The 17683-nt window shown below is 64.4% G+C and carries 12 protein-coding genes; 6 read left to right on the plus strand and 6 right to left on the minus strand.

The window, feature by feature from the left end:
- Nucleotides 1-19 precede the first annotated feature (19 nt).
- Entirely contained in the window at nt 20-577 is a 558-nt protein-coding gene (locus AB7G19_RS30605; protein WP_085403969.1) for a hypothetical protein, read from the plus strand.
- A 51-nt stretch (nt 578-628) separates the two neighbouring features.
- Complete coding sequence (locus tag AB7G19_RS30610; protein ID WP_085403869.1) at nt 629-1591, plus strand: amidohydrolase family protein; 963 nt, start codon at nt 629-631, stop codon at nt 1589-1591.
- 20 nt (nt 1592-1611) lie between these two features.
- On the opposite strand, the gene AB7G19_RS30615 is transcribed toward AB7G19_RS30610, so the two are convergent.
- The 3 genes from AB7G19_RS30615 to AB7G19_RS30625 all read right to left on the minus strand — a co-directional run bounded on the left by AB7G19_RS30615 (nt 1612) and on the right by AB7G19_RS30625 (nt 7560).
- The gene (locus AB7G19_RS30615; protein WP_063984613.1) at nt 1612-4728 is read right to left on the minus strand and encodes an efflux RND transporter permease subunit; all 3117 of its coding nucleotides are present in this window, start codon (nt 4726-4728) and stop codon (nt 1612-1614) included.
- Nucleotides 4729-4757: 29 nt separating this feature from the next.
- Nucleotides 4758-6002 carry an efflux RND transporter periplasmic adaptor subunit gene (locus AB7G19_RS30620; RefSeq protein WP_085403870.1) on the minus strand — a complete coding sequence of 415 codons (1245 nt, stop codon included), beginning with the start codon at nt 6000-6002 and terminating at the stop codon, nt 4758-4760.
- 145 nt (nt 6003-6147) lie between these two features.
- Complete coding sequence (locus AB7G19_RS30625) at nt 6148-7560, minus strand: CoA transferase (RefSeq protein WP_085403871.1); 1413 nt, start codon at nt 7558-7560, stop codon at nt 6148-6150.
- Nucleotides 7561-7673: 113 nt separating this feature from the next.
- Between AB7G19_RS30625 and AB7G19_RS30630 the strand changes: the two genes are divergently transcribed.
- Nucleotides 7674-7961 carry a hypothetical protein gene (locus tag AB7G19_RS30630; protein ID WP_085403970.1) on the plus strand — a complete coding sequence of 96 codons (288 nt, stop codon included), beginning with the start codon at nt 7674-7676 and terminating at the stop codon, nt 7959-7961.
- 176 nt (nt 7962-8137) lie between these two features.
- Nucleotides 8138-8908 carry an SDR family NAD(P)-dependent oxidoreductase gene (locus tag AB7G19_RS30635; protein ID WP_085403872.1) on the plus strand — a complete coding sequence of 257 codons (771 nt, stop codon included), beginning with the start codon at nt 8138-8140 and terminating at the stop codon, nt 8906-8908.
- A gap of 255 nt (nt 8909-9163) precedes the next feature.
- Here AB7G19_RS30635 and AB7G19_RS30640 read toward each other — a convergent pair whose 3' ends face one another.
- From AB7G19_RS30640 to AB7G19_RS30650, 3 genes are read right to left on the minus strand one after another with little or no spacing between them, the layout of a single operon-like run.
- Nucleotides 9164-12538 (minus strand): error-prone DNA polymerase, encoded by a 3375-nt coding sequence (locus AB7G19_RS30640; protein ID WP_085403873.1) that lies wholly within the window; start codon nt 12536-12538, stop codon nt 9164-9166.
- Nucleotides 12535-14121 (minus strand): Y-family DNA polymerase, encoded by a 1587-nt coding sequence (locus tag AB7G19_RS30645; RefSeq protein WP_085403874.1) that lies wholly within the window; start codon nt 14119-14121, stop codon nt 12535-12537. Before AB7G19_RS30645 ends, AB7G19_RS30640 begins: the two co-directional genes overlap by 4 nt.
- Nucleotides 14024-14806 (minus strand): ImuA family protein, encoded by a 783-nt coding sequence (locus AB7G19_RS30650; protein ID WP_085403875.1) that lies wholly within the window; start codon nt 14804-14806, stop codon nt 14024-14026. Before AB7G19_RS30650 ends, AB7G19_RS30645 begins: the two co-directional genes overlap by 98 nt.
- A 163-nt stretch (nt 14807-14969) precedes the next feature.
- On the opposite strand from AB7G19_RS30650, the gene AB7G19_RS30655 reads away from it, so the two are divergent.
- A complete protein-coding gene (locus tag AB7G19_RS30655) occupies nt 14970-16205 on the plus strand; it encodes a putative DNA modification/repair radical SAM protein (protein ID WP_085403876.1) in 1236 nt (411 codons plus the stop codon).
- Entirely contained in the window at nt 16205-17647 is a 1443-nt protein-coding gene (locus tag AB7G19_RS30660) for a UdgX family uracil-DNA binding protein (RefSeq protein ID WP_085403877.1), read from the plus strand. Before AB7G19_RS30655 ends, AB7G19_RS30660 begins: the two co-directional genes overlap by 1 nt.
- The last annotated feature ends 36 nt before the right edge of the window (nt 17648-17683 follow it).

The raw sequence follows: 17683 nt of genomic DNA on the forward strand, positions 1-17683 counted from the left end.
ATCGTCTGGCCTGATGCCGATGAAGAGCCGCCGCATCCATCTGATGGGAGCTTCGGGCTCCGGCGTGACGACGCTCGGTCGCGCGCTCGCCGGCCGGCTTGCGCTGCCGCATCACGACAGCGACGATTATTTCTGGCTGCCGACCGTGCCGCCCCACCAGACGACGCGCCCTGCCGCGGAGCGCCTGCGCCTGATGCGCGAGATGTTTCTGCCGCGTCTCGACTGGGTGCTGAGCGGAACCGTCACCGGCTGGGGCGACGAACTCGTCCCGTTCTTCGATCTTGTCGTCTTTGTGACGACACCGCGCGAGCTTCGCTTGCAGCGCCTGCGTGGCCGCGAGGCTACGCATTTCGGAGCTGATGCCGTCGCACAGGGCGGCTGGCGTCACGAGGAGACGGAGTCGTTCGTCGAATGGGCCTCGCGCTACGAAGCCGGCGATCGCGAGGGCCGCAGTCTCACAAAAGATGAAGCCTGGCTCGCGGGCCTGCCCTGCCCGGTCGTGCGCATCGACGGCTCACGCCGGCTTGCGGATCTTGTCGAGCAGCTATGCAGTGAAGCGGAGCGGCTACCCGGCTGATGTGATATTGTTCCGGTCCCACCTCAAAAATAACGAAGCAGGGAGAGAACCATACTCAACCGACGCAGCGTCCTGCTTGCCTCCCTTGCCGCCGGAGTAGCCATGACCAACAAAGCTCACGCCCGTGCGGCGCAGCCCGCGACGCCGGTCGATTTCGACGTTCCGGCCCTTGCCTGCGATTGCCACACGCACATCCATGGTGACGTCGAAAAGTTTCCGTTCTTCGCGGGGCGCGTCTATACGCCGGAACCGGCAAGCCCCGAGGAAATGGCGGCGCTGCACAAGGCGCTGCATATCGAGCGCGTCGTGATCGTGACGCCGAGCGTCTATGGCACCGACAATTCCTCCACCTTGTTCGGCATGAAGGCGCGCGGCGCGACCGCACGCGGAGTGGCCGTGATCGACGACAAGACCACGGAAGCCCAGCTCGACGCGATGCAGGCGGACGGTTTTCGCGGCAGTCGCATCAATCTCGCCACCGGCGGCGTCAGCGATCCGAATGTCGGCCGCGCGCGCTTCACCGCCGCCGTCGAGCGCATGAAGGCACGCGGCTGGCACGTGCAGCTCTACACCACGCTGCCGATGATCTCGGCGATCAAGGAGCTCGTGCTGGCTTCGCCTGTGCCGGCTGTGTTCGACCATTTCGGCGGCCTCGAGGCGTCGCTCGGACTGGAGCAGCCGGGATTCTCCGACCTGATCGCGCTCGTCAAATCCGGTAAGGCCTATGTGAAGATCTCGGGAGCCTATCGCTCGTCGAACCTCGCGCCCGACTATCAGGACATGGTGCCCTATGCCCGGGCGCTGATCGCGGCGAACCCGGACCGCATCGTCTGGGGCACCGACTGGCCGCATCCGGATTCCAGCCCCGTCGAGGGACGCAAGCCCACCGACATCGCGCCCTTCTATCAGATCGAAGACGGCCGGCTCCTCAACCAGCTTCCGGTGTGGGCGCCGGATGCGGAGGTGCGCAAGAAGATCCTGGTCGACAATCCCGCGCGTCTCTACGGATTCTGAGGCGCGGCGACGGCGCGCGATCAGCGCGCGCGGCGGGAGAAGAAGGAGATCAGGACCGGCAAGGTCACGAGGATCACGACCGGCGCGAGCATCATGCCGGTGACGACGACGACGGCGAGCGGCTTCTGCACTTGCGAGCCGATGCCTTCCGACAGCGCCGCCGGCAGCAGGCCGACGCCGGCAACGACGCAGGTCATCAGCACCGGCCGGAGCTGCAACTCGCCGGTGCGTATCACCGCGCTCACGCGGTCCATGCCTTCTTCGATGAGCTGGTTGAACTGCGACAGGATGATGATGCCGTCCATGACCGCAATGCCGAACAGCGCGATGAATCCGATCGCGGCGGAGACGCTGAAGGCGGTGCCGGTGATCAAGAGACCGAGCACGCCGCCGAAGATCGCCATCGGAATCACGCTCATGGCGAGCAGCGTGTCGGTCATCGAGCCGAAATTGAACCAGAGCAGCACGCCGATCAGCGCCAGCGAGATCGGCACCACGATCGACAGCCGGCGGATGGCGTCCTGGAGATTGCCGAACTCGCCGACCCAGTCCATGTGCGCGCCGGGCGGCAGCTGCACCTGCTCGGCGACCTTCTGTTGCGCCTCGCGGATCGCGCTGCCGAGGTCGCGCTCGCGCACCGAGAACTTGATCGGCAGATAGCGTTCCTGCTGCTCGCGATAGATGTAGGCGGCACCGGAGACGAGGCTGATGGTGGCGACCTCGCTCAGGGGAATCTGCGTGACGGTGCCGTTGGGGCCAGGCGCGCCGATGCGCAAATTCTGGATCGCCTCGGCGCTCCTGCGATATTCCGGCGCGAGGCGGACGATGATCGGGAAGTGACGATCGGAGCCCGGCTCGTAGAGATCGCCCGCGGTATCGCCGCCGATCGCGACCTTGATGGTGGCGTTGATGTCGCCCGGCGCGAGCCCATAGCGCGCGGCCTTGGCACGGTCGATGTCAATCTGAATGGTCGGCTGCCCGAGCGAGGTGAACACCGCGAGGTCGGTGACGCCTTGCACGGTCGCCAGCACCGACTTGATCTTGTTGGCGGTGTCGGTGAGCGCCTGGAGATCGCTGCCGAACAGCTTGATGGAGTTCTCGCCTTTCACGCCCGAGACGGCTTCGGAGACGTTGTCCTGGAGATATTGCGAGAAGTTGAATTCGACGCCTGGGAAGCGATCGTCGAGCTGCTTCAATAGCTGCGCGGTCAACTCTTCCTTGTCGTGCGTCCCCGGCCATTGGCTCGCGGGCTTGAGGGGGGCGAAGAACTCGGCGTTGAAGAAGCCGGCCGCGTCGGTGCCGTCATCGGGGCGGCCATGCTGCGACACCACGGATTCCACCTCGGGCCGGGCACGGATCAGCTTGCGCATCTCGTTGACGTAGGTGTTGCCTTCCTGGAGCGAGATGGTCGGCGGCAGCGTGGCGCGGATCCAGAGATTGCCCTCTTCCAGCTTGGGCAGGAATTCGAGGCCGAGCAGGCGGCTGAGCGCCACCGTCATCAGCACGAGACCGACCGCGCCGCCGAGCATGATGCCGCGGTTGGCGACGGCCCAATTCAGCACCGGCATGTAGATCCGGTGCAGGATCCGCATGACCCTCGTCTCGGTCTCCTCGAGATGCGCAGGCAGAATGATCGCGGACAGCGCCGGGGTAACCGTGAAGGTCGCGAGCAGCCCGCCGGCGAGCGCATAGGCATAGGTGCGCGCCATCGGCCCGAAGATGTTGCCCTCGACGCCGGACAGCGTGAACAACGGCAGGAACGCCGCGATGATGATGGCGGCGGCAAAGAAGATCGAGCGCGACACGTCGGCGGCGGCGCTGAGGATGGCGTGGCTCTTCATGCCGAACAGCGTCTCGGGCGACATCTGCTCGGATTCCGACACCGGCGTGGTCTGCGTCAGGCGGCGGAAGATCGCTTCCACCATGATGACGGTGGCGTCGACGATGAGGCCGAAATCGATCGCGCCGACCGACAGCAGATTCGCGGATTCCCCGCGTAGCACCAGGATGATCACGGCGAAGAACAGCGCGAACGGAATGGTGGCGCCGACGATCAGCGCGCTGCGGAGATCGCCGAGGAACATCCACTGCAACAGTACGATGAGCAGGATGCCGACCACCATGTTGTGCAACACGGTGTGGGTGGTGAGTTCGATCAGGTCCCCGCGATCGTAGATGCGCTCGATGCGCACGCCGGGCGGCAGGATGCTGGAGTTGTTGATGGTTTGAACGAGCTGGTGGACGCGCTTGATGGTTGGCGAGCTTTGCTCACCGCGGCGCATCAGGACGATGCCCTGCACGATGTCGTCGGAATCGTCGATGCCGGCAATGCCGAGACGGGGTTTTTGGCCGACAGTGACGGTGGCGACGTCCTTGACCAACACCGGATTGCCGTTGGTCTGCGAGACCATGGTGTTGGCGAGGTCGTCGATCGAACGGATCAGGCCGACGCCGCGTACCACGGCCGATTGCTGGCCGATATTGACGGTGTTGCCGCCGACATTGACGTTGGAATTGCTGACCGCCTGGAGCAATTGCGGCAGCGTCAGGCCGTTGGCGACGAGCTTGTTGAAGTCGACCTGGAGCTCGTAGGTCTTGCTCTTGCCGCCCCAGCCGGTGACGTCGATGACCCCGGGTACGGCGCGGAAGCGGCGCTGGAGGATCCAGTCCTGGATGGTCTTGAGGTCGAGCACGCTGTAGTTCGGCGGGCCGACGAGGCGGTAACGGAAGATTTCGCCGATCGGGCTGAGCGGCGAGATCTGCGGCTGCACATTGCCCGGCAGCGGCGCGAGCTGCGCCAGCCGGTTCAAGACCTGCTGCTGCGCCTCGTCATAGGTGTAGGCGAAGGAGAACTGCAGTTTGATGTCGGAGAGGCCGTAGAGCGAGATGGTGCGGATCGTCGTGAGGTTCTTCAGACCCGCGACCTGGGTCTCGATTGGAATCGTGATGTAGCGCTCGATCTCTTCCGCCGACAGGCCCGGGCTCTGCGTCACGATGTCGACCATCGGCGGCGTCGGATCGGGATAGGCCTCGATGTTGAGCTGGTTGAACGCGATCAGGCCGCCGATCAGCACGGCGAAGAACATCCCGACCATCAGGAAGCGCCGGTTGACGGCAAGGGCGACGAGACGATCCATTCAGGTCTTCAATTTTCTTGGGTCGTCGATCAGCTACCGGACGCCGCGCGGTCGATGAACAGGCTGCCCTTGGTGACGACCTGCTCGCCTGGCTTCAGATTGCTGGTGATCTCGACGAAATTGCCATTGATGAGGCCGGTCTTGATCTGGCGAAGCTCGACCGACTTGTCCTCGCGCGCGACCCAGATGCGGACCTTGTCGGCCTCATAGATCAGCGCCTGCTTCGGCACCGCCGGCGCGGCACGGTCGCCGGCCGAATAGATCGTGACGTTGGCGAACATTTCCGGCTTGAGCAGGCCGTCCTTGTTGTCGATGGTCGCGCGAACCAGCAGGCGGCGGGTGGTGGGATCGATGGCGGCGGCGACGTAGTTGATCTTGGCGGTCAGGGGGTGGCCCGGCAGCGCCATCACGTTGACGCTGATGTCCTGCCCGATGCACACCGCGGCCGCATCGCTCTCGCGCACGAAGGCGGTGAGCCAGACCGTCGAGAGGTCGCCGATCACGAACACCGGATCGCTAGCGCCGGAATTGACGTATTGGCCCGGGCCGATCTTTCGCTGCACGACGGTGCCGGAGATCGGCGAGTAGATCGTGATCTCCCGATCGATGACGCCCTTGTCCTGGAATGCCTTGATGGTCTCGTCGGTGAAGCCGAGGATGCGCAGCTTGTTGCGCGCGGCTTCCAGCGCCGTCCCCGAGGAGCGCACGTCGTTCTGCGCCTGGACCTGGGTCGTTTCGGCCTGCTGATAGTCCTTCAGCGGAATGGCGCGGCCCTCATAGAGGTCCTTGGCGCGCCTGAACTGGATGTCGGCAAGATCGATCGCAGACTTCGCCTTGTTCTGCGAGGTCATCGCCGCGATGAAATCGTTCTGGGCCTGCACGGTGTCGGCGGCCTCGATCGTGAACAGCGGTTGACCTTGCTTCAGCATCTCGCCCGGCTTGGCGAGCAGCTTGGTCACCCGGCCCGCATAGGGCGAGAACACCGGCGTCGAGCGATCCTCGTCGACCGCGACCTTGCCCTCGGTGACATATTCGGCCCGGAAGGTCTTGGCCTTGACCGGCTCGATCGTCAGCGTCGCCCACTCGGACGGCGTCGGCGTGAAATTCTGCGCATTCCTGCGCGACTGGCTGGAGACCTCGGAGTGGCTCTTTTCCTTGGCCCCCGCACGCAGGAAGCCATAGGCACCGGCGCAGGCGAGTGCCAGTAAAACTACGGATGTGATCACCCGTTGTTTTGTAAACACCTGCAATCGCTTGGTATTTTCAACTACCATGGGGCCCGGTCAAGTCTGCGACGATCTCGGCAGACGCCTGCCTTATCGGTCGCGCTAATAGTGCTGAATTGGGATTTCAAACAACCTAAAAAACGCCAGCCACCTTTCCGTTTGCGTTAAAATATTGCATCGCGTCAGCTTCACGTCAGTTTCGCGCCGGCCATTGTGGCGGATGACTGCCGAGCGGCATCGCCGGGCGGCTCCATCGCGCCGGCGTGGTCGACAGCAGCGCGGAATGGCGCACCGCCTTCAACGTGCCGAAGCCAGATGGCATGGACTCGATGAATGCAGCATGTACGGCCTCGCCCGTAAGATCCGGGGTGTCCAGGCCGCCATCGAGCCGGCCGAGATTCCACAGCCAGCGTCCGGTCTGCGCCAGCGACACGCGCACGTGCCAGCTCCCGCCCTCGCGGGCCTGGCGTGCCTTGGCCATCATCGCGCCGAACGCCATCAGATAGCCGGTGGCATGGTCGAGCATCTGCGCCGGCAATTCCTTCGGACCGTCGATGCCCGCGGCCTGCCCCTCGGCGTGGTTGAAGCCCGTCGTGGTCTGCACCAGTGAATCAAAACCGCGCCGCTCCGCCCAGGGGCCGGCATGGCCATAGGCCGACAGCGTGACATAGACGATGCCGGGATTGATGTTCGCTGCATCCTCCGGCGCGAACCCGAGGGCTGCAAGCGCGCGCGGACGATAGCCTTGCGAGAAGATGTCGGCGCCCTTCAACAGCTCGCGCAACTGCGCCCTGCCCGCCTCGCTCTTCAACTCGACCAACGTGGTGAGCTTGCCGCGGCCGGTGTCGATGGTGAGCCAGGGAATGGCCGGCAGCTCCGGCCCCGAGACGAGCAGCACATCCGCGCCGTGCGCGGCGAGCGTGCGGCCGGCAACGGGGCCCGCGATGACGCGCGAGAGATCGAGCACGCGCAGGCCGGAAAGCGGACGATCGCCGTTCGACAATCCCTGCGGCCATGGCTTGGGTGGGGCCTCGCCGATCTTCTCGATCGAGACCAACGGCAGTTCGGCGAGCGCGCGCGCCTGCGGCAGCGCGGACCATTCGTCGTAGGAACGCATCAGGGCGACGACGCCGCCCGCGGCATAGGCCGCAGTTTCAAAATCCTCGCCCTTCCATTGCATCAACGCGGCCTGAACCTTGTCGCGCTCGGGCTCGCAGCCGAGCACGTTGCAGACGGCGTCGCGATGATGCGGGAAATTGGTGTGGCAGCGGACGAAGCGGTTGTCGCCGGTCTTGTAGACACCGGCGATGGCGTCCCAGGCTGGCGGCGGCGGCTTATCGTCGAGGCGCAAATAGCGCTCCGAACGGCATTCGGCGACGGCGTGGCGCATGTCGACGGAGACGTCCTGCGTCTCACCGCTGCGCAGTCTCCGGATTTCGGCGGCGGCAAGACCGGCGGCTGCGATCGTCGTCTGTCCGGCGACGGCGACGCGAAACGAGGACGGAATTTGCGGCTCCTCGCCGGTCAGCCGCACGCGCTCGAGCGCGGCCTTGTCGCCGCCGATGGAGGTCCAGAGATCCCTAAGAATATCGGCGGGGCTTTGCATGACCGCTTCTCTCCCTTTCAGATTTGAGCATGATCTTTTCGTAAATCCGCTGCGCATTTTCCGGATCATGCTGTAGTTTTCGCGACCATGTCATGATCGCAGAAAGGAATGCAATGGCCGCCGTAGATCCCCTCACCGCAGGCGCCGTGTTCATCGCAACGGCGGCCACCGACGCAGTCTATGTCATGTTCACCTCGGCCGTGATCGCGCGCAAGCGCGTGCCGGCGGCGAACTGGAGCGCGGTCTGGTACCTGCTCTCCTCCTACGCCGTGATCAGCTACACCGAAAACCCGTTCTATGTCGCTTTCGCGGCGATCGGCTCGTGGGCCGGCGCCTACGTCTCGCTGACCTTCCTGCACCGCCCGCCCGGCGGCCCGCCGGTGGGGGCGGCACCGGAGTGAGAGGACCGCCTCTCCGCGTCGTCATTGCGAGGAGCCCTTGCGACGAAGCAATCCAGACTGTCTCTGCGGATGCATTCCTGGATTGCTTCGCTACGCTCGCAAGGACGAATTGGAGAGTTCAGCATGTCTCCTGAAACGGCTACACTCTTTGCACCAACAAAAAGGAAAACCAAACAATGGATCTCGGTCTCAAAGCAAAAAACGCCATCGTCCTCGGCGGCACGCGCGGCATCGGGCGGGCGATTGCGGCGACACTGGCCGGCGAAGGCGCCAACGTCGCGGTGTGCGCGCGCAACGCCGATCAGGTTGCGGCGACCGTCACTGAACTCAAGGCAAGCGGAATCCGTGCCAGCGGCGGACCGGTCGACGTCACCGACGGCGCGGCGCTGAAATCCTGGATCGAGACTGCTGCAAAGGAGCTCGGCGGCGTCGACCTGCTGTTCGCCAATGCCGGCGCGATGGCGCAGGGCCACGATGCGGCGTCCTGGGAACAGAACTTCCGGCTCGACGTGCTCGGCGCCGTGCATGCGTTCGACGCCGCGCGGCCGTTCCTCGAGGCCAGCGGCGAGAAAAGCGGCGATGCCGCCTTCGTCATCATCTCCTCGATCTCGGCGGCGCAGGCCGATCTCGCCAGCTCCTACGGCCCGATCAAGGCGGCGCTGATCCACATGGCCAAGGGATTGGCGCGGCAATACGCAAAGAAGAAGATCCGCGTCAACGTGGTGTCGCCCGGCACGGTCTATTTCAAGGGCGGCGTCTGGAACATGATCGAGCAGAACATGCCGGAGCGCTACAACGACGCGATGAAGCGCAACCCGACGGGCCGCATGGCAACGCCGCAGGAGATCGCAAGCGCGGCGGTGTTTCTGGCAAGCCCGGTGTCGGGGTTCACCACGGGCTCCAATCTCGTCGTGGACGGCGCGATCTCGAACCGGGTGAATTTTTAGAGCGGGCACTCTGTCATCGCCCGACTTGATCGGGCGATCCAGTATTCCAGAGACAGCGCGGCTAGAACCGAGAAGCCGCAGCGTACTGGATACCCCGCTTTCGCAGGGTATGACACCGAGAGTATGACACGGCCCGGCTCAACAAGCTCGTCATTGCGAGCGCAGCGAAGCAATCCAGAGTCTTTCCACGGGCGGCAGTCTGGATTGCTTCGCTGCGCTCGCAATGACGGTGTGGCAGCATTCTGCGTCACATCTTCAATGGAAATCCCGCGATGGCGGCAGGATGCGGACGTTGCGGGGGTGGCGGATTTTTTGCGCCGGCATATCCGCGTGGGCCCGGGGATCGTCGTTGAGGGGCTCGATCAGGTCGGCGCCTGCCGGCACCGGATGCTTGCGGCTCAGCGCGTCGTTGGCGAGGCCGACCAGATCGTGCGAGCGGTCGACCATGCGCTGGGCGATGAGATGCGTCACCTTTTCGGGGCTGCTCTGGATATAGCCCTCGACCAGGATGAGGCGTGCGCCCATCACTTCCTTGCGGTACTGCTCCATGATCTTGGGCCACACCACGACATTGGCGATGCCGGTCTCGTCCTCCAGCGTCATGAACACGACGCCGCTGGCGCTGCCCGGCCGCTGCCGCACCAGCACCACGCCGGCGCAGCGGACGCGGCGCCGCTCGTTCTCATGGCTGATGTCCCTGCAGGCCACGACACGCTCGCGCGAAAACATCTCGCGCAAAAACTCCATCGGATGGCCCTTCAGCGATAACCGGATAGTCTGGTAGTCCGCGACCACCTGCTCGGCCAGCGGCATCTCCGGCAACGGTTTTGCATGCTCGTCCGGCTGCTCGCGCGCGGTCGCGGCCTCGAACAGCGGCAGCGGCACGTCGTCGGGCAGCCGCCGCACCTGCCACAGCGCCTCGCGGCGGTCGAGGCCGAGCGAGCGGAAGGCGTCGGCATCCGCGAGCAGGATCAGCGCACGCTTGGGCAGGCCGGTGTCGCGGGCGAAGTCTTCGAGCGAGGTGAACCGCTGGCGGTCGCGAGCCTTGATAATGCGGTCGGCCCAGTCTTCCTGAGTGACATAGACCTTGCCCTGCCGCTCAGCCTGCTGCCTCTTAAGCTCCTCCTCATCCGGATCGAGCCAGTGGAAGCCGTCGATCTGGCGAAAACCCAGACGCACGGCGCAATATCCGTCGTCCATATTCTCCAGCGTATTCTGCGCAAAACTGCAGGACACGTCGATGTCGCGCACCTCGACGCCATTCTTGCGGGCGTCGCCGACGATCTGCGCGGGCGCGTAAAAGCCCATGGGCTGCGAGTTCAACAGGCCGCAACAGAACACATCGGGGTGATGATATTTCAGCCATGACGAGATGTAGACGAGCTGAGCAAAGCTCGCGGCATGGCTCTCTGGAAAACCGTAGGAGCCAAAGCCCTTGATCTGGTCAAAGCAGCTTCTGGCGAAGTTGGGATCGTAGCCGCGCGCGACCATGTTGCCGATCAGCTTCTCCTCGTACTGGCCGATGGTGCCGACATTGCGGAAGGTCGCCATCGAGCGGCGCAGGCCGTTAGCCTCCTCGGAGGTGAATTTTGCCGCCTCGATCGCGATGCGCATGGCTTGCTCCTGGAACAAGGGCACGCCTTTCGTCTTGTGCAGCACCTTGTAGAGTTCGTCCGCGGGACCGTGTTCGGGTGATGGCGAGGGATAACTCACCTTTTCCTGGCCGTTCCGCCGTCGCAGATACGGATGCACCATGTCGCCCTGGATCGGTCCGGGCCGCACGATCGCGACTTCGATGACAAGGTCGTAGAAGGTCCGCGGCTTCAACCGCGGCAACATGTTCATCTGGGCGCGGCTCTCGACCTGGAACACGCCGAGGGATTCCCCAGCACACAGCATGTCGTAAACCTTGGGATCGTCCTGAGGGACACTCGCCAGAACCCAGCGCTTGCCCTTGTGGTGGTCGATCAAATCAAAACATTTCCGGATGCAGGTCAGCATGCCCAGCGCGAGCACGTCGACCTTCATCATGTTGAGCGCGTCGACGTCGTCCTTGTCCCACTCGATGAAGGTGCGTTCGTCCATCGCGGCGTTGCCGATCGGCACATAGGTGTCGAGCCGGTCCTGGGTGAGCACATAGCCGCCGACATGCTGGGAGAGATGACGCGGGAATTCGATCAGCTCGGTCGCAAGCTCGACCGCGAGGTTGATCATGGGATTGCTGGGATCGAGCCCGGCCTGCCTGACCTGCATGTCGTTGAGGCCCTTGCCCCAGCTTCCCCAGACGGTGTCGGCGAGCGCGGCGGTGACGTCCTCGGTCAGGCCCAGCGCCTTGCCGACGTCGCGAATGGCGCTGCGTGGACGGTAATGGATCACGGTGGCGATGATCGCGGCGCGGTGGCGGCCGTAGCGGCGATAGACATATTGCATCACCTCCTCGCGCCGCGAATGCTCGAAATCGACGTCGATGTCAGGCGGCTCCAGCCGCTCCTTGGAGATGAAGCGCTCGAACAGGAGATCGACGCTGGTCGGATTGACCGAGGTGATGCCGAGCACGTAGCAGACCGCTGAGTTCGCCGCCGATCCCCGCCCCTGGCACAGGATGTTCTGGCTGCGCGCATAATGTACGATGTCGTGCACGGTGAGGAAGTAGTGCGCGTATTTCAGCTCGGCGATCAGCGCGAGCTCTTTCTTCAGGGTCGTGCGCAGCTTGTCATCGATCTTGCCGCCGAAATATTTGTCGACGCCGGCCCAGGTCAGATCCTCCAGATGCTCTTGCGCGGTCTTGCCCCGCGGCACCGGTTCGTCCGGATACTGGTATTTGAGCTGGTCGAGCGTGAAATCGATCTTGCCCGCAAAGCGCATGGTCTCCGCGATCGCCTCGGGAAAATCGCGGAACAGCCGCGACATTTCGCGTGGCGTCTTCAGGAAGCGCTCGGCGTTGGCTTCGAGCTTCCTTCCGACCGCCTCGATCGTGGTTTTTTCCCGGATGCAGGTGAGCACGTCCTGGAGCGGACGGCGGCCGGGATCGTGATAGAGCACCTCGTTGGTCGCGAGCAGCGGCACGTTTGCTTTGGCGGCGAGATCATCGAGCCGCGCCAGGCGGCGGCGGTCGTCGCCGCGATAGACCAGGCTCGCCGCCAGCCACACGCCCTCGGCGCGGCTGTCCTTAAGCTTGGCGAGAACATCCAGCGCCTGCGCGGGCTCGAAGCGATGCGGCAGCGTCAGGATCAGGAGCTGGCCCTCGGAAAACTCAAGAAGGTCGGCAAAAGAGAGATGGCATTCGCCCTTCTCGATCCGCGTGATGTCGTCGCCGCGCTTGCCTCTGGTGAGGAGCTGGCACAGCCGGCCATAGGCGGCGCGGTCGCGCGGATAGACAAAAATGTCGGGCGTGCCGTCGATGAAGACGATGCGCGCGCCGATCAGCAATTTCGGCTTGTGCAGCACCTTGTCATTGTCGAGCTCCTTGTAGGCGCGCACCACGCCGGCGAGCGTGTTGTGGTCGGCAATGCCGATCACGGGAATGCCGAGGATGCTCGCCTGATGCACATAGGCGCGCGGATCCGAGCCGCCGCGCAGGAAGGAGAAGTTGGTGGTGATGCCGATCTCGGCATAAGCGGGCGTGGTCATGCGAAGAGACCGTGCACATACCAGTTGGGGGGAATGGGTTTGCCTTCGTCGTCGAACACCTCTCCTTCGTAAAGACCGTCGCGAAAGATCCAGAAGCGCAGGCCTTCGGCATCCTCGATGCGGAAATAATCCCGCGTCAATTGCTTGCCGTCCTGCCGCCACCATTCCATCGCGATGCGCTCGGGCCCTTCCACCCGCACCACCGCATGCAGCGCACGCCGCCAGGTGAACTGATGCGGCGGGCCGTCCGGCACGGTCGCGAACGGCACCTTGATCGGCTCCGGTCTGTCGAACAGCCGCAGGGGGCGCAGCGGCGGCTCGCTCTCGGCGCGCGCCGGCCATTCGGCCTGCATGGCCACGGCGAGATGGTGCTGGGCAGGCGCGGCCAGCACCGCACATTCGGGGATATGGGTATCCTCAGGCAAATGCACGACGACGCGCTTTCCGCCGATGCGCGCGGCGATGCGGTCGATCAGCGCGGCGAGCTCGTCATTGTCATGGACATGGGCGTCGAGATCGCGCTGCTCCTGCACCACGATCTCGGTGCGGCTCGCCGACAGCCGCACCATGTCGAAACCAAAGCCGGGATCCAGCGGATCGGCGAGCGCATCGAGACGTTCGCGAAACAGCCGGTCGATGACTTTGCTTTGCGTCACCGGCCGCCCGGTCTCGACCATGATCGCGCGCACCACGCCGTCGGTACGAAAGAAGGCGGCTTCCAGGCGCCGCGCGCCCTTGCCCTGCTTCTCCATGGACGCGATCAGCGTGTCGGCGAGCCGCGACAGCGTCAGCGCGATCATGGTGTCGGTGGCGATCGGTTCGGCAAAGCGCTTCTCCACGATATAATCCGGCAGCGGTTTGCGCGGATTGATCGGGGCATCGCCATGCCCCTGCGCATGCGCGAGCAGCGTGGAGAACCGCGCGCCGAACCGCGCCGTGATCTCATGCGGCTCGCGCGAGGCGACATCGCCGATGGTTTTCAGGCCGGCGCGGCGCAGACCAGTGGTGATGGCCTCGCCCGCACCAAGCGCGGATACCGGCAGCCGGCTGATCGCCGCCGCCTCCCCGCCATCGGCGACGATGGTGCCGGAGGCCTGCCGCGTCAGCGTGCGCGCACAGACCGAGGTGCCGGCGATCGCCGCGCTGACGGCAAAACCCTGACGGGCGAGCGCGCGGACGAAGGTCTGCAACAACGCAGCCTCGCCGCCGAACAGATGCGCGCAGCCGGTGATGTCCAGAAACAGCCCGTACGGCGGATCGAGCGCCACCAGCGGCGTGAAGCGGTCGCACCAGTCGGCGACGTCGCTGAGCGTCTTCGCATCGGCCACGACATCGGCGTCGAACACTTTCAAGTCCGGACACATCGCCCGTGCATTGGCCAGGGGCTGGCCGATGTGCAAGCCGAGGCGCTCGGCGGCTTCGTCCAGCGCATGGATCACCAGCGCATTGTTGTCCTTGATGACAACGATGCTCGGATCATTGGTCTTACCCAGCGCGCCGAAGAACCGCTGAATCCGATCGATGGGCAGGCGCGGCAGCCACAGGCTGAGGATACGTCGACGGTTCAGAGAACTGGCACTCATCACATTTCCATTCCATGATCCACCGGCCGCACGGGCCATGACGATTGCGCAAGAGTTCGGCATCGAAGCGCGGCGCGCCCCAGGAGCTCCATGCCGGGCCCGGCGGCGAATGCGCCGCGCGCAACATCCACCGCGTCTCCGCGGTCGAGGGCAGCGGCTGCGCGGCCATCCGCAACATCAGGCCGGTGACACCGGAGCCTTGCGCGGCCAGTGTCAGCTTGCGGCTCGCCACGAGATCGAACTGCCGCGTCTCACCCCAGAGCTCGAGCACAACGGCGCCAAGCGCGTCGCAGGCGAGCGCATCGGCCGAGGTCCGCAACGCGCTCTCGACATCGGCGGCGCGCACCATCACCACGCGGCGCGGATCGAGACCGATCTCGGCAAGCCCGCTCATCGACAGCGCGCCGGTCTCGAGTTCCGAAAAATCCTGCCGCACCCACAGCAGCGGCCGGCGCCGCGAGACACGCCCCGCAAGCCCCATGACAAAACCCGTCGCGGCGGTTCCCTGCCGGCCCTCGCAAAACACCTCGTGGATCACCGCGCGCGCGAGCCCGCCCTTCAGCGCGCTGTCGACCTCGTCGTGGCCGAGCGCGACGCGATCGTGCTGATGCACGACCTCCGCCGTCTCGATGCGCTCGATCTGGCCGCGCAAGGTCGCAAGCGCGTTCATCCGTGCGCCGCTCATATACGCCGCTCCTTCAGAGGTGATTGCCGAGGTTCTCAAAAATAAGAACCTACGGCTGGCTCATTTGTTCATGATATGTTCTAATATAAAGCTAACAGCGGCCGGGGAGTCAATCGAATTGGTGCTCATCCGGATTCGTAAGCTGAATCAAAGGGATTCCACGATGGACGTACAACGCAAGCTGGAGATTCTGGCTGATGCCGCCAAATACGACGCGTCGTGCGCCTCCAGCGGCACCGAGAAGCGGGATTCCAGCGATGGCAAGGGCATGGGCTCGACCGCGCCGGGCATGGGCATCTGCCATTCCTACGCGCCGGACGGACGCTGCATCTCGCTGCTCAAAGTGCTCCTGACCAACGCCTGCAATTACGACTGCCTTTATTGCGTCAACCGCGCCTCCTCCAACGTGCCGCGTGCCCGCTTCACCATCGACGAAGTGGTCAAGCTCACGCTCGACTTCTACCGGCGCAATTACATCGAGGGCCTGTTTCTCTCCTCCGGCATCATCCGCAGCCCCGACTACACCATGGAGCAGGTGGTCAGCGTCGCGCGCAAACTGCGCGAGGAGCATCACTTCCGCGGCTACATCCATCTCAAGACCATTCCCGAGGCCGACGACGCGCTGATCGCGGAAGCCGGCAAATATGCAGATCGCCTCTCCATCAACATCGAGATGCCTGAGGAGACGAGCCTGCAGCAATACGCACCGGAAAAGGATGTGCGCGCGATCCGCCGCACCATGGGCCGGCTGCGGCTGAAGCTCGACGAGGCCGAGGAAAACCGCAGCACAAAGACGAAGGCCAGGCCGCAGCGCTTCGCGCCCGCCGGACAGAGCACACAGATGATCGTCGGCGCCGACGCGGCCTCTGATCACACCATCCTGCACACCAGCTCCAATCTCTATGGCTCCTACCGGCTGCGGCGCGTCTATTACTCCGCCTTCAGCCCGATCCCCGATGCCAGCCGCGCTTTGCCTCTGGTACAGCCGCCGCTGCTGCGCGAGCACCGGCTTTACCAGGCCGACTGGCTGATGCGGTTCTACGGTTTCGACGTTGCGGAGATCGTTGACGACAGCGCGATGCTGCCGCTCGACATCGATCCGAAGCTCGCCTGGGCGCTGCGCCATCGCGACCGCTTCCCGCTCGACGTCAACCGCGCCAGCCGCGAGGAGCTGTTGCGCGTGCCGGGCTTCGGCACCAAGGCGGTCGAACGCATCATCGCGACGCGGCGCACCACCACGATCCGCCTCTCCGATCTCGCGCGGCTGCATGTGCCCCGCAACAAGGCGCTGCCATTCATCGTCCTCAGCGATCACCGGCCCGCGCCGCATCGCCTCGACGAGGCGCGGCTGATCGAACGGTTCAAGCCGAAGGCAACACAATTGGGGTTTGGCTTCTGATGCAGTACATCACCCTCGACACCGAAACCGATTTCGACGGCTGGCGCAAAGCCGCGCGTAGCCTCGTGCTGCATCATGTGCAGCCAACCGATGTCACCTGGACCGTACAAGGCGGCGAAGCCGAGCTGTTTGCACCGCCCTCCCCGTCTCCGATATTTGAGGTGAACGACAGCACCTTTAACGTCTCGGCAAAATTCGTCGATCTCGCCAAGGCCGCGATCCTGCATCGCGACGGCGAGCGCTTTGCGATCCTCTATCGCCTGCTCTGGCGATTGAAGGACAATCACGATCTCATCGAGGTCGCGACCAATCCTGATGTCGCGCAAGTCACCGCCATGGCAAGAGCAGTCCATCGCGACGAGCACAAGATGCATGCCTTCGTGCGCTTCCGCGAGATCGGCCGCGAGCGCGCGGCGCATTACGTCGCCTGGTTCGAGCCGGAGCATTACATCGTCGAGCTTGCCGCGCCGTTCTTTGCCAAGCGCTTCGCCGACATGCCATGGTCGATCCTGACACCCGATCTGTGTGCGCATTGGGATGGCCACGCGCTCTCGTTCACGTCGGGCGTGAGCAAGAGCGAAGCACCCGGCGAAGACCGGCTCGAGGAAACCTGGCGGCGCTACTACGCCAGCATCTTCAACCCGGCGCGGCTGAAGGTGAAGGCGATGCAGACGGAGATGCCGAAGAAATACTGGAGGAACCTGCCCGAGGCGTCGATCATTAAGCCCTTGATCGAGGACGCCGAGCGCATGACCGGCGCCATGATCGCCAATGCCGCAACCGATCCGCACAAGCCCCAGAAGCGGCCGGAGGCTCCGATGCCACGCAAGCTGGCTGCCGACGATCTCGAAGCGCTCCGCGAGGAGGCCGCGCACTGCCGCGCCTGCCCGCTCTACAAGGACGCGACGCAGACCGTGTTCGGCGAGGGCCCGAAAGACGCGACCATCATGCTGGTCGGCGAGCAGCCCGGCGACAAGGAAGACCTCGCCGGCCACCCCTTCATCGGCCCGGCCGGCCAGATGCTCGACCGTGCGCTTCAGGAAGCCGGCGTCGACCGCAACAAGGTCTACGTCACCAACGCGGTCAAGCACTTCAAATTCGTGCCGCGCGGAAAGATCCGTCTGCACCAGAAGCCGGCGACGCCGGAGATCCGGGCGTGCCGGCAATGGTACGAGCGGGAAGTTTCGGCAATCCAGCCCGAGCTCATCGTGGCAATGGGCGCCACCGCCGCGCAGAGCGTGTTCGGCAAGATCACCCCGATCGGCAAGACCCGTGGCCGGCTCATAGATATGCCCGAGGGACGCAAGGCACTGGTGACGGTGCACCCGTCCTATCTGTTGCGGCTGCCTGATCCGGAAGCCAAAGTGCTGGAATATCAGCGCTTTGTCGAAGACCTGAAGATTGCCGCCAGTTTGCAGAAGAAAGCCCCACGCGCCGCCTAAATACTGGCGAATACTGGTGGGAAAGCGACTTTAGGA

This window comes from Bradyrhizobium sp. 215_C5_N1_1 (genome assembly GCF_052075935.1).
GTDB lineage: Bacteria > Pseudomonadota > Alphaproteobacteria > Rhizobiales > Xanthobacteraceae > Bradyrhizobium > Bradyrhizobium barranii.